Origin of the sequence: Flavobacterium sp. Arc3 (assembly GCF_041431375.1) — a bacterium.
Lineage (GTDB): Bacteria > Bacteroidota > Bacteroidia > Flavobacteriales > Flavobacteriaceae > Flavobacterium.
In genome coordinates this window covers 17,557-38,774 of the sequence record NZ_JASMRI010000033.1, presented here as the reverse complement: position 1 = coordinate 38,774, position 21,218 = coordinate 17,557, and the positions used below count along the sequence as shown (strand labels likewise).

The 21,218-nt window shown below is 35.7% G+C and carries 22 protein-coding genes and 1 pseudogene; 2 read left to right on the top strand and 21 right to left on the bottom strand.

Annotation, left to right across the window (positions count from 1 at the left end):
- Positions 1–355 precede the first annotated feature (355 nt).
- The 7 genes and pseudogenes from QO200_RS17850 to QO200_RS17820 all read right to left on the bottom strand — a co-directional run bounded on the left by QO200_RS17850 (position 356) and on the right by QO200_RS17820 (position 5,518).
- Positions 356–1,306 (bottom strand): annotated as a pseudogene (locus QO200_RS17850) (NADP-dependent oxidoreductase).
- Positions 1,307–1,576: 270 nt separating this feature from the next.
- The gene (locus QO200_RS17845) at positions 1,577–2,008 is read right to left on the bottom strand and encodes a hypothetical protein (protein ID WP_371542944.1); all 432 of its coding nucleotides are present in this window, start codon (positions 2,006–2,008) and stop codon (positions 1,577–1,579) included.
- 147 nt (positions 2,009–2,155) lie between these two features.
- The gene (locus tag QO200_RS17840; RefSeq protein WP_371542941.1) at positions 2,156–2,896 is read right to left on the bottom strand and encodes an SDR family oxidoreductase; all 741 of its coding nucleotides are present in this window, start codon (positions 2,894–2,896) and stop codon (positions 2,156–2,158) included.
- Between the two features lie 77 nt (positions 2,897–2,973).
- Positions 2,974–4,356 (bottom strand): NAD-dependent succinate-semialdehyde dehydrogenase, encoded by a 1,383-nt coding sequence (locus QO200_RS17835; protein WP_371542938.1) that lies wholly within the window; start codon positions 4,354–4,356, stop codon positions 2,974–2,976.
- A 423-nt stretch (positions 4,357–4,779) separates the two neighbouring features.
- The gene (locus QO200_RS17830) at positions 4,780–4,986 is read right to left on the bottom strand and encodes a hypothetical protein (RefSeq protein ID WP_371542935.1); all 207 of its coding nucleotides are present in this window, start codon (positions 4,984–4,986) and stop codon (positions 4,780–4,782) included.
- Positions 4,987–5,011: 25 nt separating this feature from the next.
- On the bottom strand, positions 5,012–5,170 hold the full coding sequence (locus QO200_RS17825) for a hypothetical protein (protein ID WP_371542932.1): 159 nt from the start codon (positions 5,168–5,170) through the stop codon (positions 5,012–5,014).
- A gap of 117 nt (positions 5,171–5,287) precedes the next feature.
- Positions 5,288–5,518, bottom strand: a complete 231-nt coding sequence (locus QO200_RS17820) for a DUF5675 family protein (protein ID WP_371542929.1) — start codon at positions 5,516–5,518, stop codon at positions 5,288–5,290.
- A gap of 6 nt (positions 5,519–5,524) precedes the next feature.
- Here QO200_RS17820 and QO200_RS17815 point away from each other — a divergent pair, with 6 nt between their 5' ends.
- Positions 5,525–5,740 carry a hypothetical protein gene (locus QO200_RS17815; protein WP_371542926.1) on the top strand — a complete coding sequence of 72 codons (216 nt, stop codon included), beginning with the start codon at positions 5,525–5,527 and terminating at the stop codon, positions 5,738–5,740.
- 2 nt (positions 5,741–5,742) lie between these two features.
- Here the strand turns inward: QO200_RS17815 and QO200_RS17810 are convergent, their stop codons facing one another.
- From QO200_RS17810 to QO200_RS17750, 13 genes are all read right to left on the bottom strand, one after another.
- Positions 5,743–6,192: a zinc-binding dehydrogenase gene (locus QO200_RS17810; protein WP_371542923.1), complete on the bottom strand. Its 450-nt coding sequence runs from the start codon at positions 6,190–6,192 to the stop codon at positions 5,743–5,745.
- A complete protein-coding gene (locus QO200_RS17805; protein ID WP_371542920.1) occupies positions 6,193–6,417 on the bottom strand; it encodes a hypothetical protein in 225 nt (74 codons plus the stop codon).
- 318 nt (positions 6,418–6,735) lie between these two features.
- On the bottom strand, positions 6,736–8,676 hold the full coding sequence (locus QO200_RS17800) for an oleate hydratase (RefSeq protein WP_371542918.1): 1,941 nt from the start codon (positions 8,674–8,676) through the stop codon (positions 6,736–6,738).
- An 84-nt stretch (positions 8,677–8,760) separates the two neighbouring features.
- Positions 8,761–9,657 (bottom strand): 3-hydroxyacyl-CoA dehydrogenase, encoded by an 897-nt coding sequence (locus QO200_RS17795; protein WP_371542915.1) that lies wholly within the window; start codon positions 9,655–9,657, stop codon positions 8,761–8,763.
- Between the two features lie 137 nt (positions 9,658–9,794).
- A complete protein-coding gene (locus tag QO200_RS17790; RefSeq protein ID WP_371542912.1) occupies positions 9,795–10,778 on the bottom strand; it encodes an NADP-dependent oxidoreductase in 984 nt (327 codons plus the stop codon).
- A gap of 536 nt (positions 10,779–11,314) precedes the next feature.
- A complete protein-coding gene (locus QO200_RS17785) occupies positions 11,315–11,983 on the bottom strand; it encodes an FAD-binding oxidoreductase (RefSeq protein WP_371542909.1) in 669 nt (222 codons plus the stop codon).
- Positions 11,984–12,014: 31 nt separating this feature from the next.
- Positions 12,015–12,236, bottom strand: a complete 222-nt coding sequence (locus QO200_RS17780; protein ID WP_371542906.1) for a hypothetical protein — start codon at positions 12,234–12,236, stop codon at positions 12,015–12,017.
- Positions 12,237–12,246: 10 nt separating this feature from the next.
- A complete protein-coding gene (locus QO200_RS17775; protein ID WP_371542903.1) occupies positions 12,247–12,999 on the bottom strand; it encodes a PRC-barrel domain-containing protein in 753 nt (250 codons plus the stop codon).
- A gap of 123 nt (positions 13,000–13,122) precedes the next feature.
- Positions 13,123–13,674 carry a ferritin gene (locus QO200_RS17770; protein ID WP_371542900.1) on the bottom strand — a complete coding sequence of 184 codons (552 nt, stop codon included), beginning with the start codon at positions 13,672–13,674 and terminating at the stop codon, positions 13,123–13,125.
- Positions 13,675–13,863: 189 nt separating this feature from the next.
- Complete coding sequence (locus QO200_RS17765) at positions 13,864–14,031, bottom strand: hypothetical protein (protein WP_371542897.1); 168 nt, start codon at positions 14,029–14,031, stop codon at positions 13,864–13,866.
- Positions 14,032–14,400: 369 nt separating this feature from the next.
- A complete protein-coding gene (locus QO200_RS17760) occupies positions 14,401–14,655 on the bottom strand; it encodes an HPF/RaiA family ribosome-associated protein (protein WP_371542894.1) in 255 nt (84 codons plus the stop codon).
- Between the two features lie 46 nt (positions 14,656–14,701).
- Entirely contained in the window at positions 14,702–15,853 is a 1,152-nt protein-coding gene (locus QO200_RS17755; RefSeq protein WP_371542892.1) for a hypothetical protein, read from the bottom strand.
- A gap of 318 nt (positions 15,854–16,171) precedes the next feature.
- A complete protein-coding gene (locus QO200_RS17750) occupies positions 16,172–16,795 on the bottom strand; it encodes an aldehyde dehydrogenase family protein (protein ID WP_371542950.1) in 624 nt (207 codons plus the stop codon).
- 815 nt (positions 16,796–17,610) lie between these two features.
- Here QO200_RS17750 and QO200_RS17745 point away from each other — a divergent pair.
- A complete protein-coding gene (locus QO200_RS17745) occupies positions 17,611–18,258 on the top strand; it encodes a hemolysin III family protein (RefSeq protein ID WP_371542889.1) in 648 nt (215 codons plus the stop codon).
- Between the two features lie 358 nt (positions 18,259–18,616).
- Here QO200_RS17745 and QO200_RS17740 read toward each other — a convergent pair whose 3' ends face one another.
- Positions 18,617–20,872 (bottom strand): FUSC family membrane protein, encoded by a 2,256-nt coding sequence (locus QO200_RS17740; protein WP_371542887.1) that lies wholly within the window; start codon positions 20,870–20,872, stop codon positions 18,617–18,619.
- Positions 20,873–21,218 lie beyond the last annotated feature (346 nt).

The window sequence follows — 21,218 nt, the reverse complement described above, 5'->3', positions numbered from 1 at the left end:
ATAAATGGCGCACTTTGTTGCGGAATCGTGGTGTACTTTGCTCCGGAATGGGTGGTGTACTTTCGTCGGAATATCTAAATTGCAACAAAGACATTTTTTTACATAAAATTAGCATGGTTTACATCCTTTTTCAGATCGTCTAGTACCGCTCAAACATTCTCTTGTTCGAAATGGTCTTTTTATTCCTGTTTTCTAACCATAGCAATAAGCCTGTAATTTTTAGATTCTTTTAATAAATTAATAATGATTCTTCCCATGGTGCCGTTTGCAACGGCTACTACTATATTTTTTTTCGTTAGTTGTATTTTCTTTGTTTATAAAAAAAATAGTAATCTGGTCTATCGTTTTAAACTATTTAGGACATGCTTATAATTACTTTCCCTTTGGCTCTGCCGGCATCTAGATATAAATAAGCATCGATTTCGTCTTCGAAGGAATAAATCAAATCGATTATAGGCTTAATATCCCCATCTTCAACCATTCTGCTGATAGTATTTAACTGCTTAGCATTAGGCTGCATTCATGTTAGTTTATAAACAGCAGATTTTTTTTCAATCAGTGTTGATAATTTTTCGGGTAATTTATAATTAGTCATACCCATTTGCTTTGCAGTTTCTTCGTCGGGAGGCCCTGTTATTGTGGTCACTTTCCCACCTTCTTTAATGATTTCAAAAGCATCAAAGATGTAGTAATTCCCTAAAGTGTCAAAAACAATATCCAAATCGTTTGCAACCTCTTTATAATCCTCCGTTTTATAATCGATAACATGGTCAGCTCCCAAAGCTTTGACCCTGTCTACATTTTTGGTGCTGGTGGTCGTATAAACAATAGCTCCTTTAGCTTTGGCATACTGAATGGCAAAAGTACCTACGCCACCAGATCCTGCATGAATCAGAATGCGATCATTTTCTTTCAGATCAACACTCTCCAGTGCCTGGATCGCTGTGAGTCCTATTAATGGTAAGCCGGCTGCTTCTTCGAAAGAACTATTTTTGGTTTTTTTAGCAACTAGGTCACTATTGACACTTACAAATTCTGCTACTGTACCCATTTGTTCTTGTGGCACTCTGGAATATACTTCATCTCCTATTTCGAAATTCTTTACATCTACACCTTTCTCAACCACCACAACACTTACGTCAAAGCCTATTGTACTGGGTAAGTTTAAAGAAATCATATCTTTCAGTTTACCTTCCGCCATTTTGTAATCAATGGGATTTAACGAAGCTGCTTTAACTTCAACTAGAATGTCATTTGGTTTTAAAGAAGGTTTTTCGATCTCATTGATAGACAGACTGTCTTTAATTTTACCCTATTTTACTATTTTAGTGCTTTCATATCTAGAATTGCTCTTTATTCAAATAGTTGAATTTGAATAAGTTAAGAAAGATAATTTTACTTTTTGTTTTTTTATGGAAGAATATCGATTCGCTTATTCAACAGCTCTTTTAATTGCAGAGCATCAGAGAGTTCAACATCATCAGTCGGCAATGTGTTGAGGAGCTTTTCCGGGACAGGAATAGCGTTTTTTAAGTTGTTTTCCTTGTTGGGTTATTTAATTTTAACTGATCATCCATTATGCTTCGTTTTTTGACGCTCTCCATGCTTTCCATGATCCGGCTGACCATAGCGCCCAGGCGATAAGTACCGGCTGGAATAAAAGTCTGATTAAGCGTGCCCTATCTGAATTTAAAGCTCCAAAAGCATCTTTTCCATCAAAGTATTGGGCTACATTACCTGGGAAAACCAGAATAAAAAATAGGGCTAAGGCCCACCCGATATGGGCACGCTGCTTTTTCCATAACAATAAAGTCAGTCCCAATCCCATTTCAACTATGCCGGATAAAATAACGACAAGGTCTTTGCTCAAAGGAACCCAGTCCGGGACCTGAGCTTGGAAATCGATTCTATTAAAGGTAAGATGACTAAATCCGGCATAAACCATAAATAGCGCTAATAGTACTCTGAAAATATTTTGCGTTAGCGATATGTCAACTTCTTTTTTCAAAGCTGTGTTTTATAGATTAAACAATTAAAACAGATCATTCAGTCCGCTTACTCGAATCAGTTTCTTATTAACAAATTCCTGAATTCCCAACTCTGATAGTTCACGACCAAAGCCTGAACGCTAGTCTTCACTAAAGGAAAGCGTAGCTTACTGTTGTTCTGTAGGCATGATGTAGACATCATTTATGTTCACACGGCTCGGTTGTGTTAGAGCATAATAAATCGCTTCCGCAATATCCTCTGGCTCGAGCATAGTCATTTTCTGCATGTCTGATAGTTTACCTAAAATATCTTCGTCTGTTATGGTATCCATTAAGTTTGTAGCTACAGCTCCGGGTTCAATGGAGGTAACGCAAATACCATACTTTGGAGCTAACTCCTGTCGTAAGCCTTCGGAAAACATTTTCACCGCTGCCTTCGTGGCACAGTACACTGCACCACCCGGGAAGTATCTATAGGCTGCTACCGATGAAATATTGATAATATGCCCTTGTTTGTTTTTAATAAGGGTCGGAAGTACAGCGGCTACACCGTTTAAAACTCCTTTGATATTCACGTCCACCATTTTCTCCCACTCATCGGTCTTTAGATTCTCCACAAAAGACAACGGCATCAAGCCTGCATTATTAATTATTGCGTGTACAGTACCATATTCTTCCAGTGTTTTATCGACTAACTTTTCCATATCAACCTTCTTGGTAACATCAGCAATGACTACTAGCGCCTCGCCTCCTTTATCCTCAATGGTCTTCTTAAGCTCGTTCAGTTTATCTTTTCTACGTGCGGAAAGCACTACTTTGGCACCATTCATTGATAGTTTTAAGGCTGCTGCTTCGCCAATGCCACTTGAGGCTCCCGTTATTATTATTACTTTACTTTTAATGTCCATTTTACAATTGATTTTAGATTGAGTTGAAATATTTAATAGCAGTATTAATGCTACAAAAGAATTATTTTTAGCATTTACTAGAAGGAATCATTCAGATTACTTACCCGAATCAGTTTCTTATTCACAAACTCGTGAATCCCCAACTCCGATAGTTCACGGCCAAAACCTGATTGTTTTGTTCCGCCAAAAGGAAAATCGGCTTGTGTCCAGGTAGGATGATTAATGAATAACATGCCCGAATCTATTTGGTCAGCTATTCTTTTTCCGCGTTCAATATCTTGTGTGAATATAGAGCCTCCCAAACCAAAATCAGAATCATTGGCCAGATCAATGGCAGCCTGTTCGTCTTTTACCACATAGAAGGTAGCTACGGGACCAAATAATTCTTCGTGATAAGCAGCAATACCTGGCTTCAAATCAGTAAGTATGGTAGGTTCCATAAATGCACCTTCACGGTCTGCGCGTTTACCGCCCAATAGCACTTTTGCACCTCCTTCAACTGAACGATTGACCTGATCTGCCAAATGCTCGGCTGCTCCTTCACTGCTTAAGGGACCTAATTGAGTAGCAGGATCCATCGGATCACCTAATTTCAATTTTGATAATGCATCCTTGAACTTTTGAATAAACTCATCGGCTATTGCTTCCACTGCAACAAACCGCTTAGAGGCAATACAACTTTGACCATTATTATTCATCCTTCCTACAACTGCCCATTCTACTGCTTTTGCCATATCAGCATCTTCCAGTACAATGAACACATCGTTGCCACCCAGTTCTAATACCACCTTCTTCAAGTATTTTCCGGCTTCCATAGCAACACTTGCACCGGCTTCCTCACTTCCTGTTAAGGAAACGCCTTTTATCCTTTTATCAGAAACCAATGCTGATGCACGTTTGCCGGAGATGAATAGATTCGTATACAATCCTTTCGGAGCCTCTGCTTCTTCGAAGATTTCTTCAATGGCAATAGCACATTGTGGAACGTTGGAGGCGTGTTTAAGTAAAATAGTATTGCCTACCATAATGTTAGGTGCTACAAATCGCACTACTTGATAGAAAGGGAAATTCCAAGGCATCACACCTAATAAAGTACCAATGGGACTGTTACGAATGATCGCCGTTCCATACTCTGGGTCGAGTACTTTATCGGCAAGAAACGCTTCTCCATTATCCGCATAATAATCAAGGATATTAGCACTCAAATCGATTTCTGCTTCTGCTTGGGCAAGGAGTTTACCCATTTCTAATGTAATGGTTTTTGCTAATGCTGTTTTTTTAGCTCGCATAAGGGTGGCTACTTTATGCAATAAATCAGCCCGATTTTGATAGCTAGTTTCCTTCCATTTCACAAAAGCTTCTTGCGCTTTTGCAACCTTGGCATCAACTGATTTCTCTGTCATTTCTTCGAATGATTTTACTGTCTTATTTGTGTTTGGATTAACTGTTTGAATGGACATATTGATTTAGTTTTTAATTATTTAATTATGAGTAAATATTTCTTTACAGTTTTGAAGGCATTCAACTGTAAATTTTATTTGTCTGATTTTCTCTTAAAAGAATAAGGGGCTACAACAAGAATACTAATCAAACATTAAAATAAGTGCTTATGAAAATTAAATGATTTTGGGTAATCAATTATTAATCAAATTGTTATGCTGTGTAAATGTAGTGAATAATTTTTACATTTTCAATTAAAATTAATTCTGATACATGACACTTGTAACAATAACCCAGGAACTGATGTGTTATTTTTATACGAACGCACCGCTTAAATAAATTAGTAAAAAAAAAGCAATTGCCCTAAAACTACTTTTATAAACGAAAAAAGCTCCGTCCCGAAACGTCGGGGACGGAGCTTTAGCTATTTTTTACAATAAATATCATGGATTGATCCTGGGTTCTTCTTCAGTTTTCACTCCAGTTTGATGCACAGCAGAAATGATACCGCCTCCCAGGACTAAATAACCTGCTACTGATACTAATCTAATTGGCACAGCAACTGGAGAAGCAAGGATAATACCACAAACAGATGCCAAAGGAATTCCAACAGTTCTAAGAATTTTATACCATTTCGGAGTTGGGGCCATTGTTCTTTCAACAATATTCAAATTGTTATTTTTCATGATTTGCTTTTTTTAAAATTGAAGATTCGATGTTGTTTACTCTTTTTTCTAAATACTCTACTTTTTGGTGTAACAAATCATTACCACTTTTAAATTCTGTTTTGATGATTAAAGCCATTGCTTTGACTTCAAACAAATCTTTTTCCATGCTTTCAAAATCGGCGTGTAATTACTTAATAAAATAAGCCACAACAGAGAGCAATAGCGAAATCAGTGTTCCAAAAAGTACCCTGATGTTGTTTATTTTTTCCGTTTTGTAGGTACTTTATAATTGAAAATTATGTTCAATGGTGATTCTATTCGAATTATCTTTGGCCAGTGCGACTAATTTTGGATAGATTATTTTGTAGGCTGCAATACTTTGAGAAACTTGAAAATCACCATCTAAAAATTGAAAACCAAATCCACACAAGGGACAAACCGCAGTGTCTTTTATGGTATTTCCAGTATGGGTGTAGACAAAACTAAAATTAGGTAATCCGATAATTTCAATCATTTCTTCATGCAGCTATCCAAGCAATTTGCGTTAAAACTGGAAGGCGAACTCAAGAACCAAACCGCAACCCAAATTATCGATTTTGAACATGATTTCCTGGGAGTGGAAAAAAGACGCTGGGTATTGGTCAATAATGAAAGTATTCCCATCGCCACCAGCAAGCAAGGGTCGTTTGGGGTCGAATTCAACAAAAACAAACGGAATATCGAGCGTGCTTATTGATGTTAGCTAAAATAGCATCTGAAATCTCCGCCAACATTGTCAAAATAGATATCTACTCCTTTTGGGCAGGCACTTTTGACAGCTTCTTTTAAATAAGGTGTTGTTTTATAATTTATAGCGTGATCAAAATTGAACTTTGATGTAAGTACGTCAACTTTTTCATCTGAACCAGTAAGTCCAACCACTTTACAACCTAGCGATTTTCCAACCTGACCCACTCCAGCTCCATACACTACAAGTGTTTCGCCTTTTTTCGGCAATCCTATTTCCGTTAAACGCAAATAAGCGGTAAGGCCAGTCATTCCTAAAATCCCTAAATAACTTGATAATTTAGCTTCATGTTGATTTGCTTGATGTAAACCTTTTCCGTTCGAGGTTTGATATTCCTTCCATTCTAAATTTCCAGAAACAAAATCCCCTTTTTTGAAATCTGCCTGTTTGCTTTCTATCACTTAGGCTATGATTCCTGATTGTATGGGTTTATTTAATTCGAACGGAGTAACATAGGATTTAGCGTCATTCATCCTACCACGTAAATAGGGATCGACTGAGACATAGACTGTCTTTAATAAAACCTCACCGTCTTTGGTAGCAGGAAGTTCTTCGTTGGTAATTTTAAAATCGCTCACTGCCGGTTTTCCGTGTGGACGTTTGTTCAAGATGATTACTTTATTCATGTTTTAAAATTTTTATAGCCGCGCTTTAATCTCAAATAAAAAGCTAACCACGGATTTTATATTTTTCATGCCCTTAAGTTTAATAATTCTTTAAACGACGTTCTATGGTTTCTAAGGAAGCCAGTACTACTTTTCATGATTAATAAATTTCATAGTATTGATGTTCTACCATAGTCGTCTGTCCAGTTTCGACGCATGCCTCTTATCCTAAAGCACCTTGTCGAAATATTCGTCGCTATCGCCGTTCCCGTTTCTTTTGTTGACAGCTATTCGCATTGCTCTCTTTTTTTAACAGACCGCCCTAAATTACCTTAGGTATTAGTGCTTAAAACCTTTTGCCCACTCCTTAAGCTTCTCTAACGGCTCATTAAAAAAAGAGTCGTGGTGATCTTCATCCTCTTCACCTACAGGTAAAATGTGCTCAAAATAGGTGTTCTTTAGAATTCGTTTTAAAACACTTTCTCCTGGGAATGGTTTGTAATCGTTTAAGGCCTTGGTAGCTTTTAGTAGTTGACGAATATCATACTGGCCAGCAGCAATATCTGGCACCTGCTTGTTAAGATTTAGTAATTTGTAAACAGCTATTCTAGCAGTTCTTACCGAAGTTTCTACGGTAAATACAACATCGTTATGGGTCTCGACAAACTGTCCTACAAGTCCTAAGTTCTTGGAGCCACTAGGCACTATGTGTGGTCTGTCTCCTGCCGCTCTAGGCATAAACTGAGAGGTTATGTAAGGCATGAAGCTGGTTTTGACAATTGTATTTTCAATAATAGTATCTATTTGATCTTCTAAACCAATATGAAAACATAATTCAGATAAAATTTCATTTCCTGTACTTTGTGGCATTGTTTTTTTATTATAATTACCGTCTTTATCCATAAATAAAGCATATACCCATATAACCAAAACATCATCGGGTTGCTCTGGGAAGTGTGGTTGACGATTAATTGTAAAACTCATTAGCCAGTTAGAATCGGTGATGGACACTATTCCTCCAGTAGCTGCTTTTCCAGAATAGGGATTGTTTACACAGTATTCTTTGATTTTTTCAGTTAAAGCTGAAGGGCGACAAGTTAATGTAGCAGATTCCCAAGAAGATTTTTCAATAGAGCTGCAGAATTTTTCAGGTTTGCCAAATTCAGTAGATTTGGTTGCTAAGTTTTTCCATAATTGCCATCCTGAACTCAGACCACTTTCGTTATTATTAATAGCTTTAATAGGAGCATTCGTGTTATCTCCATAAGAGGTATCTTCTGTCATGGACGCTGTAGTAACAATTACATAGTCGTTTTCAGTTACTGGAATTGTTACTTCTTTATCTTTTTGTTGGGTAATTATGCCTTTAACAACTTTACCTTCTGTATTGATCTGCATATCTAGATCTTTAACCAAGGTGTCAAACTGAATTTTAATGCCTTTAGATTTTAGATGCTCTATTAAAGGTTTTACGAAGGAATCGTACTGATTGTATTTTGGAAATACCAAGCAGGAAAGATCTTTAAATCCATCGGTAAGATGTAAAAAGCGGTGTAGATATAATTTACATTCTAGGACACTATGCCAGTTTTCAAAAGCAAACATGGTACGAAAGAAAGTCCAAAAATTACTTTTCAAAAAGGAGCTACTAAAATAATCTTCAACGGTCACATCATCTAAGTCTTCCTTCTTTTTTAATAAAAGCTTTACAACTGCTAATTGATCTAATTTGTCTAAGCCAAATTTGCTAAAATCTTTTATTTCTCCATTATTATGAATTAATCTAGCTTTTGAATAATTAGGATCATTATCATTTAGTAAACGAAATTCATCTAAAACACTATAAGGTGAAGGCATTTCTATAGCAGGAATATCCTGTAAAATATCCCACAGGTTCTCATAAGTCATTTCCATTTCTCTACCACCTCTAACAAGGTAGCCGTCTTTAGCATTTCCAGCGCCATCAAGAGAGCCACCTTCTACGGAGAGTTTGTCAAGAAAAACAATGTTTTCACCTGGGATGTGACCATCTCGTATAAAGTAATATGCAGCAGATAGACCAGCGATACCAGTTCCCACAATATAAACTTTACTGTCTTTAAAAGATTTAGGAGGAATACCTTTATTACGTTGGTAGTTTCCTGTAAGATCAGCAAAAGGCATTGGTTGATCTTTAGAATTTCTTACTACTTCCTTGCTTGCATCTGGATCGTGTTCTACATTTCCTGGGAATGGAGATGCATTTAATACTTTATCGAATTTTGATGTTATTTTTTCCATTTTTTTTGATTTTAATATGATTTTTCCTTATTAGTAAAGCTTTTAGTCTTCCGCTACTTCAAATCTTCTAATAAAGCCATTATCTTACTTTAAAAAGTCAGCGTCTTTGAACGAAGGATTCGGATAGGTATAAAAACCTTCGCCGGTAGCAACACCCAATTTTCCTTTATCAATGAAATGCTCTTTTAGGTACACAACTACCTTTTGTTTATCTGAGTCCCCTGTTTTTTCAGCCTCCATTTTATTGATATTATATGCGGTGGTAATTCCAACGACATCTAAAATCGCAAAAGGTCCCGTGGGAGCTCCTGTTGCCACCATCCATGTTTTATCGATCGTATCAACATCTGCAACACCTCTTACCAATAGGTCTAGCCCTGCACTTAATAAGGGAACAAGCAGTGAGTTGACGATATAGCCTGGTTGTTCTTTTTTTAATGGCAGAGCTACCATTCCGATAGATTTGGCAAACGCAACAAGGGTGTCAAATACGTCCGCATCCGTCCCGGGATGTCCCATAATTTCAGCTGTGTTATGTTTCCATATCTCGTTGGCAAAATGCAGCGCTGCAAATTGAGCTGGTCTACCTGTTGATTCGGCAAACTGGCTAGGCAGCATTGTAGAAGAATTACTAGCGAAAATGGTTTTTTCGGGAGCTACAGCTGCTAGCTTTTTATAAAAATCTTTTTTAATTGAAGGATCTTCAGGTACGGATTCTATAACCAGATCAGCATTGGCTACAGCTTTTGCCAAATCTGAAGAAAAACTCAATCGGTCCATTGTCTCATCGATCTGTTTTTGTGAGGCATTCAAATCATCCTTGTAAGAATCTCCCAATTTCTTAAAAGTAGTTTTTGATTTTTCTAAAATATCATCACTAATATCATAAACCATTACAGCGTATCCGTGAAAAGCGGTTTGAAATGCAATCTGTGATCCTAAAACGCCGCTGCCCGCTAATGTTACTTTTGTAATATTCATTGTTTTATGTTTTTAATTATTTGTTACAGTTTTACTTTCATGTTGCCTCGAGTAGCTTTGAATATCCGTTATGCCTGTTAAGCATTTATTTTATTTCGCAACAAATAGTTTAAGTGTGAGCTCGGACTTTAAACTATTTAGGATAAGCTTATAATTACTTTTCCTTGTGCTCTACCGGTAGCTAGGTATTCATAGGCGTCTATTGCATCATCAAAGGGATAAATCAGATCCACTATTGGCTTAATATCCCCATTTTCAACCATTTTTGTTATGGCATTCAGCTGCTCACCATTAGGCTGCATCCAGGTTAGTTTATAAACTGCTGATTTCTCAATGATCAGTTTGGATAATTGTTCGGGTAATTTATAATCAGTCATACCCATTTGCTTTGCAGTTTCTTCGTCAGGAGGTCCTGTTATTGTGGTCACTTTTCCACCTTCTTTAATGATTTCAAAAGCATCAAAGGTGTAGTCATTCCCTAAAGTGTCAAAAACAATATCCAAATTGTTTGCAACCTCTTTATAATCCTCCGTTTTATAATCAATTACTCGGTCAGCACCCAAAGCTTTGACCCAGTCTACATTTTTGCTGCTGGTAGTCGTATATACGATAGCTCCTTTAGCTTTAGCATACTGAATTGCAAAGCTACCTACACCACCAGACCCTGCATGAATAAGAATTCTATCGTTCTCTTTAATGCCAACACTCTCCAAGGCTTGTATTGCTGTAAGTCCTGTTAATGGCAATCCAGCTGCTTCTTCGAAAGAACTATTTTTGGGTTTTTTAGCAACTAGGTCACTATTGACACTTACAAATTCTGCTACTGTACCCATTTGTTCTTGTGGCACTCTGGAATATACTTCATCTCCTATTTCGAAATTTTTTACATCTGAACCTTTTTCGACCACCACACCACTTACGTCAAAACCTATTGTACTGGGTAAGTTTAAAGAAATCATATCCTTCAGTTTACCTTCCACCATTTTGTAATCAATGGGATTTAACGAAGCTGCTTTAACTTCAACTAAAATATCATTTGGTTTTAAAGAAGGTTTTTCGATCTCATTGATGGATATACTGTCTTTAATTTCACCGTATTTTACTATTTGTAATGCTTTCATATCAATTATATTTTATTGTTAATTATCTTTTATTATCTAGCCTTTTAGTTTTGTAAAAAACTATCGATTAGCTAACTTAACATCTTTATTTAGCTAATTATTGACAAGCTGTTCCCAAATATCAACGGTACTGTTTATCTAATCTTTATCTTTTCAATTAGATCTAATAGTGTTTTTTTTATATTGTGAAATCTCTCTATGATTGCTAGACGTTTGATGGCAAAGGATCCAAGCTATTAGAACCGTTCGAAAGAAAACCCAGATTAATCGTGCCTTATCGGAATCTAAAGCACCAAAAGCATCTTTTCTATCGAGATATTAACCAATATTTCCAGAAAAAAATAAAACAAAAAGTAGCGCTAGTACGAGACGAAATAGGTTTTGAGTTAGTGTCATTTTTATGTTTTTTTCATGATTTATTGCTATCGGATGCGTTTGTATCTTGCGCAATATAATTTTAAGGAAATTTTTTTATAATTCTAAATTCGAGAAAAGAACAAGCAAATCGTTAAAGCAGTTTTAACAAATCTCACAGATTATTTTTCAAAAATTACGGTATCAGTTTTCGCTCCTAATTGGGTGAGTGCTTCTGAAATGGCGGTTACAAATTGTGGTGGACCACAAACATAGAAGTGCTGTTTAAAGTTGTCTATTTTTTCTTTTAGAAAAGTATAGTCAATCCTGTCATTTTCGTACCCCTCTTTTTTTTCATTAGTGAGCGTGTTGATGAAATTCTTGCCGAGCATTTCATTAAATTCTTTTTTCAGAATTATATCTTTTTCGGTTTTATTGGTAAAAATTAGTTTGTTGTTAGCAATTTTGTCATCCGCTTGTAACTGCCGCAGAATTGCAATGAATGGTGTAACACCAGCACCACCAGCAATGAATACGCCTTCGCCTTTATATTCAATTGCGCCCCAGACATCACGGATGATAAGTTCGTCACCCTGCTTTAATTTCCCTAATTCTTTTGTAACTCCGTTGTGACTATCATAAATTTTAATTGTAAATTCCAGATGTTTATTATCATTTAAACTTGTAAATGTAAAAGGTCGCTTTTCATTTTTAAGTGCAGGAGTATTGACGGACACTTCGGTTGCCTGTCCCGGTATGAATTTGAAACCTTCTGGCTTTTGAATTGTAAATCGCTTTACATCATGCGTTACCAGTTCCACTGAAATTATTTTTACAATATGATTTTCCATGGTTTTTGTTTATTAAGGGTTAGCAGTATACTCAAGAATTAGGTCTTCCTTTCAATCGAAGATCTATTCTTTTTTTCTTAATGGTTAACCGCTTCATTACATCCATTAAGGTTGCTTCTTTTGTCTTCTTATAAATTTTGTTGATTGCTAATACAAGTCGTTTTGCTTCTCTTGAAGCTGTCACTCTATCACTATTAGACATATGACTCATTTTGGCTTTTTCAAATACTTCTGCTTCTTGTAAAATTTCCATAATTATTATTTTATTTTTCGTAATACTCATTGAGTGAATGCTCATATGAATCATTTATCGGTTGCGAAGAATCATATTCGGGACTGTTTTTCACTTCTTCCTTTGAGTGATTAATAGTAACTGTCTGCTCCTGCCATTTTACATCTTTAATCCAACGTGGAGAAATAATCACTTTTTTTCCCGAAAACCAGTTGCCGGTTTCCACAATAAGAAAATAGATTTTCCAGCTTACGTCATCAATTATAAAATCTTCGACTTCGCCTATGTCGCCGTCCGTTGCATGAATATCATACCCTGTAACTTCTTGTGTGCTTCGTAGATGCGGTTTGTCATTAGTATGCTTTTCCGTTTTCCTTTGTATCATTTCCTTTTCTGTTTCTCTTACTTCAACTAACGGATATCCCCACATGCCTAAGCCCATGTGTCCATACATTCTGTTTCCGTAATAGCCGGGCCAAGAGTAGTATCCACGAATCAAGTCTTCCTGTTGTTCTGAAACAGGTTTGTCTGTTTTAATATCGGGACTGTTTTTTATTTTTTCCTGCGTAAGATTTACAGATAGTGTTTTTGATTCGCAATCCAGTTTTTGAAATGCTTCGGGCGAAATCAAAACTTTTTTTTCGGAAAGCCATCCTCCCGTTTTTACCACCAGATACCGTATAGTTGAGGTCTGATCATCAAAATAGAACTCTTCTACTTTTCCAATTTCACCATCAGTTCCTTTAATGGTGTAGCCTAATAAACTGTTTATACTTCGTTTCATATTATTATTTTATATTGCTTTAATTATTTGGTTCATTACTACAATTAAGCAGGTTTCATTCGAACATTGATTCAAATTATCAATAGAAAACCCAAGCCTTTAACTAATCCTATAGAATGTTTCTTAGGGATTAGTAGTGGTAGCATCTTGAGCCAAACTTATCTCACCTGACCTTTTTTCTAAATCTTTATCTAATAGGTATAGTGCATCACCGTTTGCTTTTTCACCGCCTACAATTTTAATTTTATCCAGTAAAAGGCTTGCAAGATTTTCTTCTTCAATTTGTTCTTTCACGAACCATTGTAAGAAATTCCATGAAGCCCAATCTTCTTCATCGAGTGCTATTTTCACCACTTTATAAATGGATTTTGTATTATCCACTTCATGCTCAAATACTTTTTCAAAACAATTATTTACACTGACGGGATCGGTTGTAGGTGCAGGAATTGCAGTAACTATGGCCTTTGCACCTCTGTTTAATATGTATTCCAGTATTTTCATCATATGGTTTCGTTCCTCTGCTGCATGTCGGAAAAGAAAATTTGCGATGCCGCCGAATCCATTGTTATCTGCCCATGCACCATATGATAAGTATATTTGGGAAGCATGTGCTTCTTTAGTCATTTGCTCATTTAATGCGGTTGTAAGCTTATCTGAAAGTCTATTCGTTTTCATAATATTTTTTTTAATAATTTGGCTTTTCTAAGTAATACTTAGGAGAACTGTTATGTTTTTCAATTTTTTTTATCGATTTATAGTTTCTTTTCATACAGATTTTTTTGAACCTTTATCAATATCTTTTATTGTACTGAGTTTCTCATTATCTGACTTTTGTGTTATTTAGAGATTTTTAGTATCATTTTATTAAAATAAATCGATAGTAATTATAATGAATGCTATGAAGCAAACAACTATTACAGTTGCAAGAATATAGACGGTAGTTTTTGTCAATTTATCTTTTTTAAAAATATAGTTTCGTGTTTTATCCTTCTCTTCTTTTACAAATTTGAAATCTTCTTTTCCTTGTTTCATTTGTTCCTGTTTTTAATTAGTATAATTTGACTTTTTAGTTTAAAGTTGTAAGCTTGTTTTGAAAAAAACTTCAAATAATTTATGACCCTATTTTTCAAAAAGGGGTTGCTTGATTCGACGACAAAAAACTATTTTACTGAATTGTCATTTTGTACAAATGAGCAAAGGTCTATGAGTTTGTCCTTGTTTAGTTTTATAGGTCAACCTCTTTTTTTAGTTTTTACGGTCGTTTTGTAATTACTTTTTCGCTTAAACTTCTGGCGAAAATTTTATGCTAATGTCACTAATTTCGTAAGCGACACATTACAGTGTCAAGATCCGTCTTCATTTTGTCTATGTTCTTCATCCAAAACGTTTTCAGCGGTATCTCTATGACATGTAGCCATTAAAAGGGGCTTTATGGCTTGTAATGGCTAAAGGTTGCATCCCTTTTAGGCGCGCTTCTCGTACACTTCTTCTATCATTTTTACTATATTGATAGCTGCTTTCATCTCTGAATTTTACTTCTAATCTAGTAATATGTTCACTGAACCTATTGAAAGCATCTTTTATTACAGCTTTCAAAGTTTCTCTCATTTCTTCACTTCCTGATATATTATAATCTGTATTTAGTAAGATTTTCATTTCTAGTATTTTTTAGTTGTTTGAATTATCATTATTTGCTTGATTTTTAATAACGAAACAGACCGGCAATCCCTGTTTTTGTAGGCATTTTTTCATGTGGAATAATCATCACTTTGCCGCCCATTTTTGTTACCAGTTCGCCCAAGTCATCCAGTAAATCATCCACTTCAGGATTAGCTAAATCGCCTTTTTCAATACTGCCTGCGTCGTTTATTATCATGCCCGGAATTTGGAGTGCGGCTTCAATCAATAGGGTATCTACTTTGCCTGCTGCTGCTGCCGTAGCTACTTCGCTTATATTATCACTTCCTGTACCTTGTGATTTTGCTTGGTGGTAGTCATCACAAATTTTGTCGATGGTGTTATTATAATAGGGCTCCATAACTCCCCAGGCACCTTTCACCAGCTCATCGAGTTCTATAGACTTTGGATTTACATTAATTCCGTTTGGAAGTAGTGAGAGATTGTTGCTTACCTTATGAAAAAGATTCTGGTGCTCTGGTAATGCAGCCAGTATAAGTGGCAAACCAGAAGCACTGGAATAGTTGTCATTAATCGTTTTTGCGACAAAGCGAAAAAACTTTTCGGTATCGATATCCGCTTCATCTGATTTTCCACCTTGGCCGTGATGCATGTCACTGGTTTGATTCCCTACACCACCATAAGATGCAACAGTGGTATGCTTATCGGTTAAATCATAGCCCAATGCTTCATTTATATTTTTTGGAATGTCTGAGGGAAGCTCCAGTTCTGTGAGTGAATGCCTATTTCCTTCATAAATTTGATAATCATGTAGGTTTAAACCTAACACATTGTAACGCTCCACTGACTGTAAATATCTGCGCAGCGGTTTTGTATGAAAGCTATTAGCAACAACGGTTAATTCTTCTATTGATACTGGTAAGCTTATGGTTTTGAACATATCAACTGTACCAAGCACAGCCAGTCCCTCTAACGTATGTCTCCAAAATTCTTTATTACTTTCAAGCGCTACAAATGGCTCCAGGAGTGTTGTAACTTCTGACTCTGAATGTTTTTGGAGTAGGGATTGTTTTAACTTTTTTAAAAGGTTTTTAAATAGTATCGGATCCCCAAGATTGTCAGGGTGAGTACGATGCGTTGGCATATATAATGATATGCAGGTTCCTTCATTGACACTTAATAATTCTGGCATCATGTCTTTAGTAAGTAAATTCATATAGTTTTGATTTATTAGTTATTAAATAATTATTTACATTGTTTTATTTTCATGAGGTTAATTCATTTTCTTTCTTTGAGGATAGAGAGAAAAATATACAAACTATCTAAATTATACTTACTATCTATTTAGTAGCAATGGAGTTACATATTTAATATTAGGTTACCAAATTGAATGCTGCTCTCGTATTACTATTGACTATAACTTGTAAGTAAGTCTGATAAATTGGGACCGTTCCAGACTGACAGTAGTAAATGGGTCTGAAAAATGGCATTTTATTATCCTTATCAAATATAACGATTATTCTAATATTAATTGCTAATATGCTGATTTTGTGAAGTTAACGGTGTGTCTAAAATGGATTTTAATGTGCTCTATAGTAGTTTTTTTACAAATCGTGCTATAAGTTACCGCTTCAGGTAACAATTTAACTTCAGTTTTATCTAATTCAATAGCAGCAGCACATTGAGGAACTATGGAGGGATGCTTAAGCAGTATGGTATTGCCCACCATAATATTGGGAGCCGTAAAGAGAGCTACTTGATAATAAGGGGAATTCCAAGGCATCACACCTAGCAATACACCAATTGGACTATTTCGAATTATTGCTTCTCCATATTCAAGATCAAGTACTTTATCGGCAAGAAAACCTTCTTCGTTATCGGCATAGTAATCAATCATATCAGCACTCAAGTCGATTTCTCCTTCCGCTTCGGAAAAGAGTTTACCCATTTCTAAGGTGATAGTTTTTGCAAGTTCAGATTTATTGATTCGCATGAGTTTAGCTACTTTACTTAGCAAATAAGCCCGTTGCTGGTAGTTCGTTTCTTTCCAGTTGGCATAAGCTAGATGGGATTTCGCCACTTTAGCATCAACTGTTTTCTCTGTCATTTCTTCGAATGACTTCACTGTCTTGTTTGTGTTTGGATTAACTGTTTGTATGGAAATATTGACTCGTATTTAATTACATAGTCTGCGGAAATATTCCGCAACCGTTTTGAAATCATTTCCAAAAGAATACATCAATTTGATTGCTCTAAATGGATACGCTACAATTTTCATGTATGACTTTAATGCGATTTTAGTGAAGATACAAACTAAATCTGTTAATGCTATTACACAATTACGGGGAATAGTTACATAATTACCATAACAAGAAAATTGGGGGCGATAAAAATGAATACGACGCAGGGTTACTTGTGAAAATGGTTTATGCTTTTCTCATTTCTAGCAATCTGTTTGTGAGTGGAGACTCTCTTCACTTGATAATAAATTTTGGTATTTGCTGGTTTATTTTCCAATCTAGTTTCAACAACAAAAAAATAGAATCAAATTGTATTCCATTAACTTTCTTGCTATTTCTTGTCTAAAAAAGAACAGGTCTACGACTAAAGTTCAGATGCGTATACCTATATTATTATAAATTTTAATTACTCCAGTTTTTTTCTAATTCAAGAGTCAAGGCGATAGTGTTAAGAGAATGAACCGTATTGATCCAGTGATGAAATTTTTTTACTATGACTTTGGTCATTTTAGGTTTTTCAATAGAGAGATGTATTCGTTTTTAAAAACAACATACCTATAGACGTACTATATGCAAGATTTTCTTAGAAGCTGTCGCAAGATGAGGACCTCGTGGAAGTAAAATAGATAGTAATAAAATGGTAAATTATATAGCCAATAGAACTAAGTTAGGAATAGATTTGAGTAATTTTACAAAAAAGGATTAGAACAATACCCCTTATCAAATCAATTTTATGCGAACTCAGAATTCAAATATACAAATTAGGCAAGAACTCGTAAACAGTATCGTACATGGTTTTGGAATTATTTTTGGTATTGTAAGTATTCCTATCCTAATAGCGTTTGCCATTAAAAGTGATAACACTTCTGGCATTATTGGCGCGGCTATATATGGCTTTTGTTTTTTACAACTTTTTACTTTTTCTACACTCTACCACGGAATCCAGCATGCTCAGGCAAAACGCACACTTGAAATTCTTGATCACATCAGTATTTATTTCTTGATAGCGGGTACTTACACTCCGTTTTTACTTATGTATATGCCTAATTCTTTTGGTATAACCTTGCTATCGGTTTTATGGAGCCTCACAGTATTAGGAATAATCTACAAGATTTTTTTTATAGGAAAGTGGAAGGTTTTTTCAACGCTAATTTACATAGGAATGGGCTGTATTATGGTTGTTGGCGGACGGACATTCTTTGAGAGTATTCCTTCTAATATCCTCACAATGATTCTAATTGGAGCCGCACTTTACCTTATGGGTGTTGTTTTTTACTTATGGAAGAAATATCCTTACAACCATGCTGTCTGGCATTTTTTTGTGCTCGCAGCTGCTGTTTGTCATTACGTTGCTATCTTATTGGCGGTTGTGTCGAATTGATTCTAAAATGAATTGGGTTTGTCAGAAAACAAAAGAGGCAACCTTAATGGAGGCAATGAAGAGGTTAACTGTAAAGAAAAAACAATTCATATTCAATTAAAAGGAAGTTCGAATTCCGGAATAGGATAAACCAAATAGTAGAAAGCGGCAGTTACAATAGATAACTACTTAATAATTAATGAGTTATTTATTTTTTCGTCTTTAGGCAATTTAAGTTATCAAATAGGGTGAGGACGGAATATGGTACTAAAGTAGATAAAAGATGATATTGACAAGTGCCAAATTCAGTTCGTGAGGAAGTGCTGTGGTAGTACTCAAAATCACTTTGGGGGTTATTGACTAAAACCCAATAAAATTGCTACTGGTCCTCTACAATAGCTGAACGATAACGTTCCGTTGCCTTTTGTAGGTTTTCTGAAAGGGATTTTAACCAGGTCATGTGATTGGCAATCAAATAAGCTTCCTGAAGGCCATGAAGCGTTTCTGTATCTAATTCGGTGTGGCCTAGTCTGATATTTTCATCCCGCAAATTTGATAATTGCTGGTATTTACCCAACAACTTTTCCTCTGCATCTTCAGCAGTTTCTTTAGCGACTTTTTTCTCTATTTGCGTATCATCTAAACTATCGAACGACATTTGTAGGGTATTGGAAATCTTTTTGATGAGTATATTAAATTCTATAGAAGCAGGAGTGGTTTGATGATTACTGATAAAATTACCGATGGACGCAATGGCAGAAACCATCGTCTGGTTAAGCGTCACAATTTCATAAATGAGTTGAAATTCTTTCTGTTTCGATTTTGGGTCTTGGGTCAATCGCTGGAAGGCAGTATTTAAATTACTGATGGCAAGAAATGCTTCTTTCCTTGCTAAACTATAGGAGAGTTTGTGTTTAGAAGGATATTGATACAACTCTTGTGTTGCTAAAAGATATTCTTTGTTCATTTTTAAAGCGTTCAGAAGTACCTGTTTTAGATTATTGGCTTCCCAACTTGGCAAAAGTATATAATTGGCAACGACAGCGATAGTGGCTCCAATGATAGTGTCGATGACGCGGTACTGAATCACTTCAAAGGCATTAGGATTGATGAAGGAATACACAAAGATGATACTAATGGTGATCAATGCGGCGGCAAACTTATAATTCTGCTGAATCAATGCAAATGCGAATACCAATGAAACAAATGCCAATACGGCATAAACCACTACATTTTGAGTAAGCAGCACAATTCCAACAGCAATAGCCGCACCAATGAGTGTGCCGATGATACGATCTTTCGATCGCTCTTTGGTTAGACCATAGCTAGGTCGCATAATAACAATGACGGTCAGCAAAATCCAATAGGTGTTTTGGATGTCAAAAAGAAAGCCTAACAGATAGGCAAATACTATGGCAATGGTTAGGCGCAATGAATGTCTAAACATAATGGAATCCAAACTGAAATTTTGAACAAGGACATTCAGTCTGTATTCCTGGAGCGTTAAAAACTGACTCGAATCTTGTCTTTTTAGGGATACTTTGGAAGCCTCTTTGACATTGGCCATTACACGTCTAATAACTCTGATTTCTTGTAGCAGTTGCTCTTGGTAATCGTATAGATTTCTCAACACTAAAGCACCTTCACGCGCTTCAGGCAATTTGACGGTATCGACGTAATTTTTGATAGATTCGTTGGCTTCTGCTAATGCACTTAATAGAATATCTTTATTTGGTATTTTATCATTTTGAATCAATAATTCAGACAAACGGATGAGGTGGTTGCCCATGATATTGCTCAGATTTTTTGAAGCATTCAGAAATTCTTTACGCTTGCCAAAAATAGTATCGATCATTTTATAATCCAAATGTTTTGCTTCTATCAATTCGAAGATATTAATAGAAGAGAGTAAGATTAATAGTTGCTTTTCTTCATAATGCGAACGTCCAGAACGTTTGCGTATGGTAAGCAGTGTTTCTCGAAGTGTTTCCTGCTTTTCGTTGATTTGATGTTGCAGGGCGAAGCTTTGTTTAAGGTGTTCGTCACGCTTGGTTTTCTTTGTTAATAATTTGGCTCGTATTTTTAGGTATTCACCAATAAGGAGAAGCGTATCTGACAATAGCTGATTCTGATCTTTTATAGGCGCAAGTTTTTGAAAAACAAAGGATACAACCAAATACCAAAGACCTCCAACTCCCATTAAGGCAACTTGAACTAAAATATCATACGCTGTTTCTTTTTGAATGGCAATTGCTATTATCATTGCCAACAAGCCAGAAAAGGATACTAAAGACGCTCTAAAACCATAAACCGAAAGCAGCGACACAACAAACGTAATGACTGTAATTGCCAACAATAAAAGGGGTAGGAAAGGTTTTGAAAATAGGATTATAGCTGTAATAACCATCGTTAATCCAATACTGACTAAAATGGCATTGACTTTACGTTTGGTGCTGCCCGGAATGTCGCCTGGCGCATTTAAAAAAGCACCGACAACAACAGCTGGAGCATATTCAAAATACCCTAAAAGATACAGCACTGCTAGGGGTACAGCAATCCCAAATCCAATCCGAATTCCTCGGTCAAAGCTGGAACTTTTTAGAAATAATTCTAGTTGTTTGAGTTTTTCTTTCAAGCAGGTATATATTTTGAATCTAAAGATAGAATAATTGAGGTAAAGTATTGTCTGGTAAGGTTTTTTTTTAGTTGTTGTTGTTCGATAGGTGCATTTAAAAGAATTGTTTCGAATGAAATAGTTGTATCAAGCTTTTTAGGTGTCTGCTGATTTCCCTCAGTAGTGCCACATACTAATTTGGCGTGGTAATCGTTTTCGAAAGAGTTCACTCCCGAAAGGCTATGGTTCCAATGGTTTCCTTGTTAGATTAAAGACAGCAAAAAGAAACAAAAGAGCAGGGAATTGGAGAGGATTTCCGATATAATTTTTAGATACTATGAATTAAATACATTCTTTGGATTAGTTT

Coding starts and splice junctions, on each gene's coding strand:
- QO200_RS17840 (WP_371542941.1), bottom strand. CDS start 2,896: ATGGACATTAAAAGTAAAGTAATAATAATAACGGGAGCCTCAAGTGGC.
- QO200_RS17835 (WP_371542938.1), bottom strand. CDS start 4,356: ATGTCCATTCAAACAGTTAATCCAAACACAAATAAGACAGTAAAATCA.
- QO200_RS17830 (WP_371542935.1), bottom strand. CDS start 4,986: ATGGCCCCAACTCCGAAATGGTATAAAATTCTTAGAACTGTTGGAATT.
- QO200_RS17825 (WP_371542932.1), bottom strand. CDS start 5,170: ATGGAAAAAGATTTGTTTGAAGTCAAAGCAATGGCTTTAATCATCAAA.
- QO200_RS17820 (WP_371542929.1), bottom strand. CDS start 5,518: ATGATTGAAATTATCGGATTACCTAATTTTAGTTTTGTCTACACCCAT.
- QO200_RS17815 (WP_371542926.1), top strand. CDS start 5,525: ATGCAGCTATCCAAGCAATTTGCGTTAAAACTGGAAGGCGAACTCAAG.
- QO200_RS17805 (WP_371542920.1), bottom strand. CDS start 6,417: ATGAATAAAGTAATCATCTTGAACAAACGTCCACACGGAAAACCGGCA.
- QO200_RS17800 (WP_371542918.1), bottom strand. CDS start 8,676: ATGGAAAAAATAACATCAAAATTCGATAAAGTATTAAATGCATCTCCA.
- QO200_RS17795 (WP_371542915.1), bottom strand. CDS start 9,657: ATGAATATTACAAAAGTAACATTAGCGGGCAGCGGCGTTTTAGGATCA.
- QO200_RS17790 (WP_371542912.1), bottom strand. CDS start 10,778: ATGAAAGCATTACAAATAGTAAAATACGGTGAAATTAAAGACAGTATA.
- QO200_RS17785 (WP_371542909.1), bottom strand. CDS start 11,983: ATGGAAAATCATATTGTAAAAATAATTTCAGTGGAACTGGTAACGCAT.
- QO200_RS17780 (WP_371542906.1), bottom strand. CDS start 12,236: ATGGAAATTTTACAAGAAGCAGAAGTATTTGAAAAAGCCAAAATGAGT.
- QO200_RS17775 (WP_371542903.1), bottom strand. CDS start 12,999: ATGAAACGAAGTATAAACAGTTTATTAGGCTACACCATTAAAGGAACT.
- QO200_RS17770 (WP_371542900.1), bottom strand. CDS start 13,674: ATGAAAACGAATAGACTTTCAGATAAGCTTACAACCGCATTAAATGAG.
- QO200_RS17765 (WP_371542897.1), bottom strand. CDS start 14,031: ATGAAACAAGGAAAAGAAGATTTCAAATTTGTAAAAGAAGAGAAGGAT.
- QO200_RS17760 (WP_371542894.1), bottom strand. CDS start 14,655: ATGAAAATCTTACTAAATACAGATTATAATATATCAGGAAGTGAAGAA.
- QO200_RS17755 (WP_371542892.1), bottom strand. CDS start 15,853: ATGAATTTACTTACTAAAGACATGATGCCAGAATTATTAAGTGTCAAT.
- QO200_RS17745 (WP_371542889.1), top strand. CDS start 17,611: ATGCGAACTCAGAATTCAAATATACAAATTAGGCAAGAACTCGTAAAC.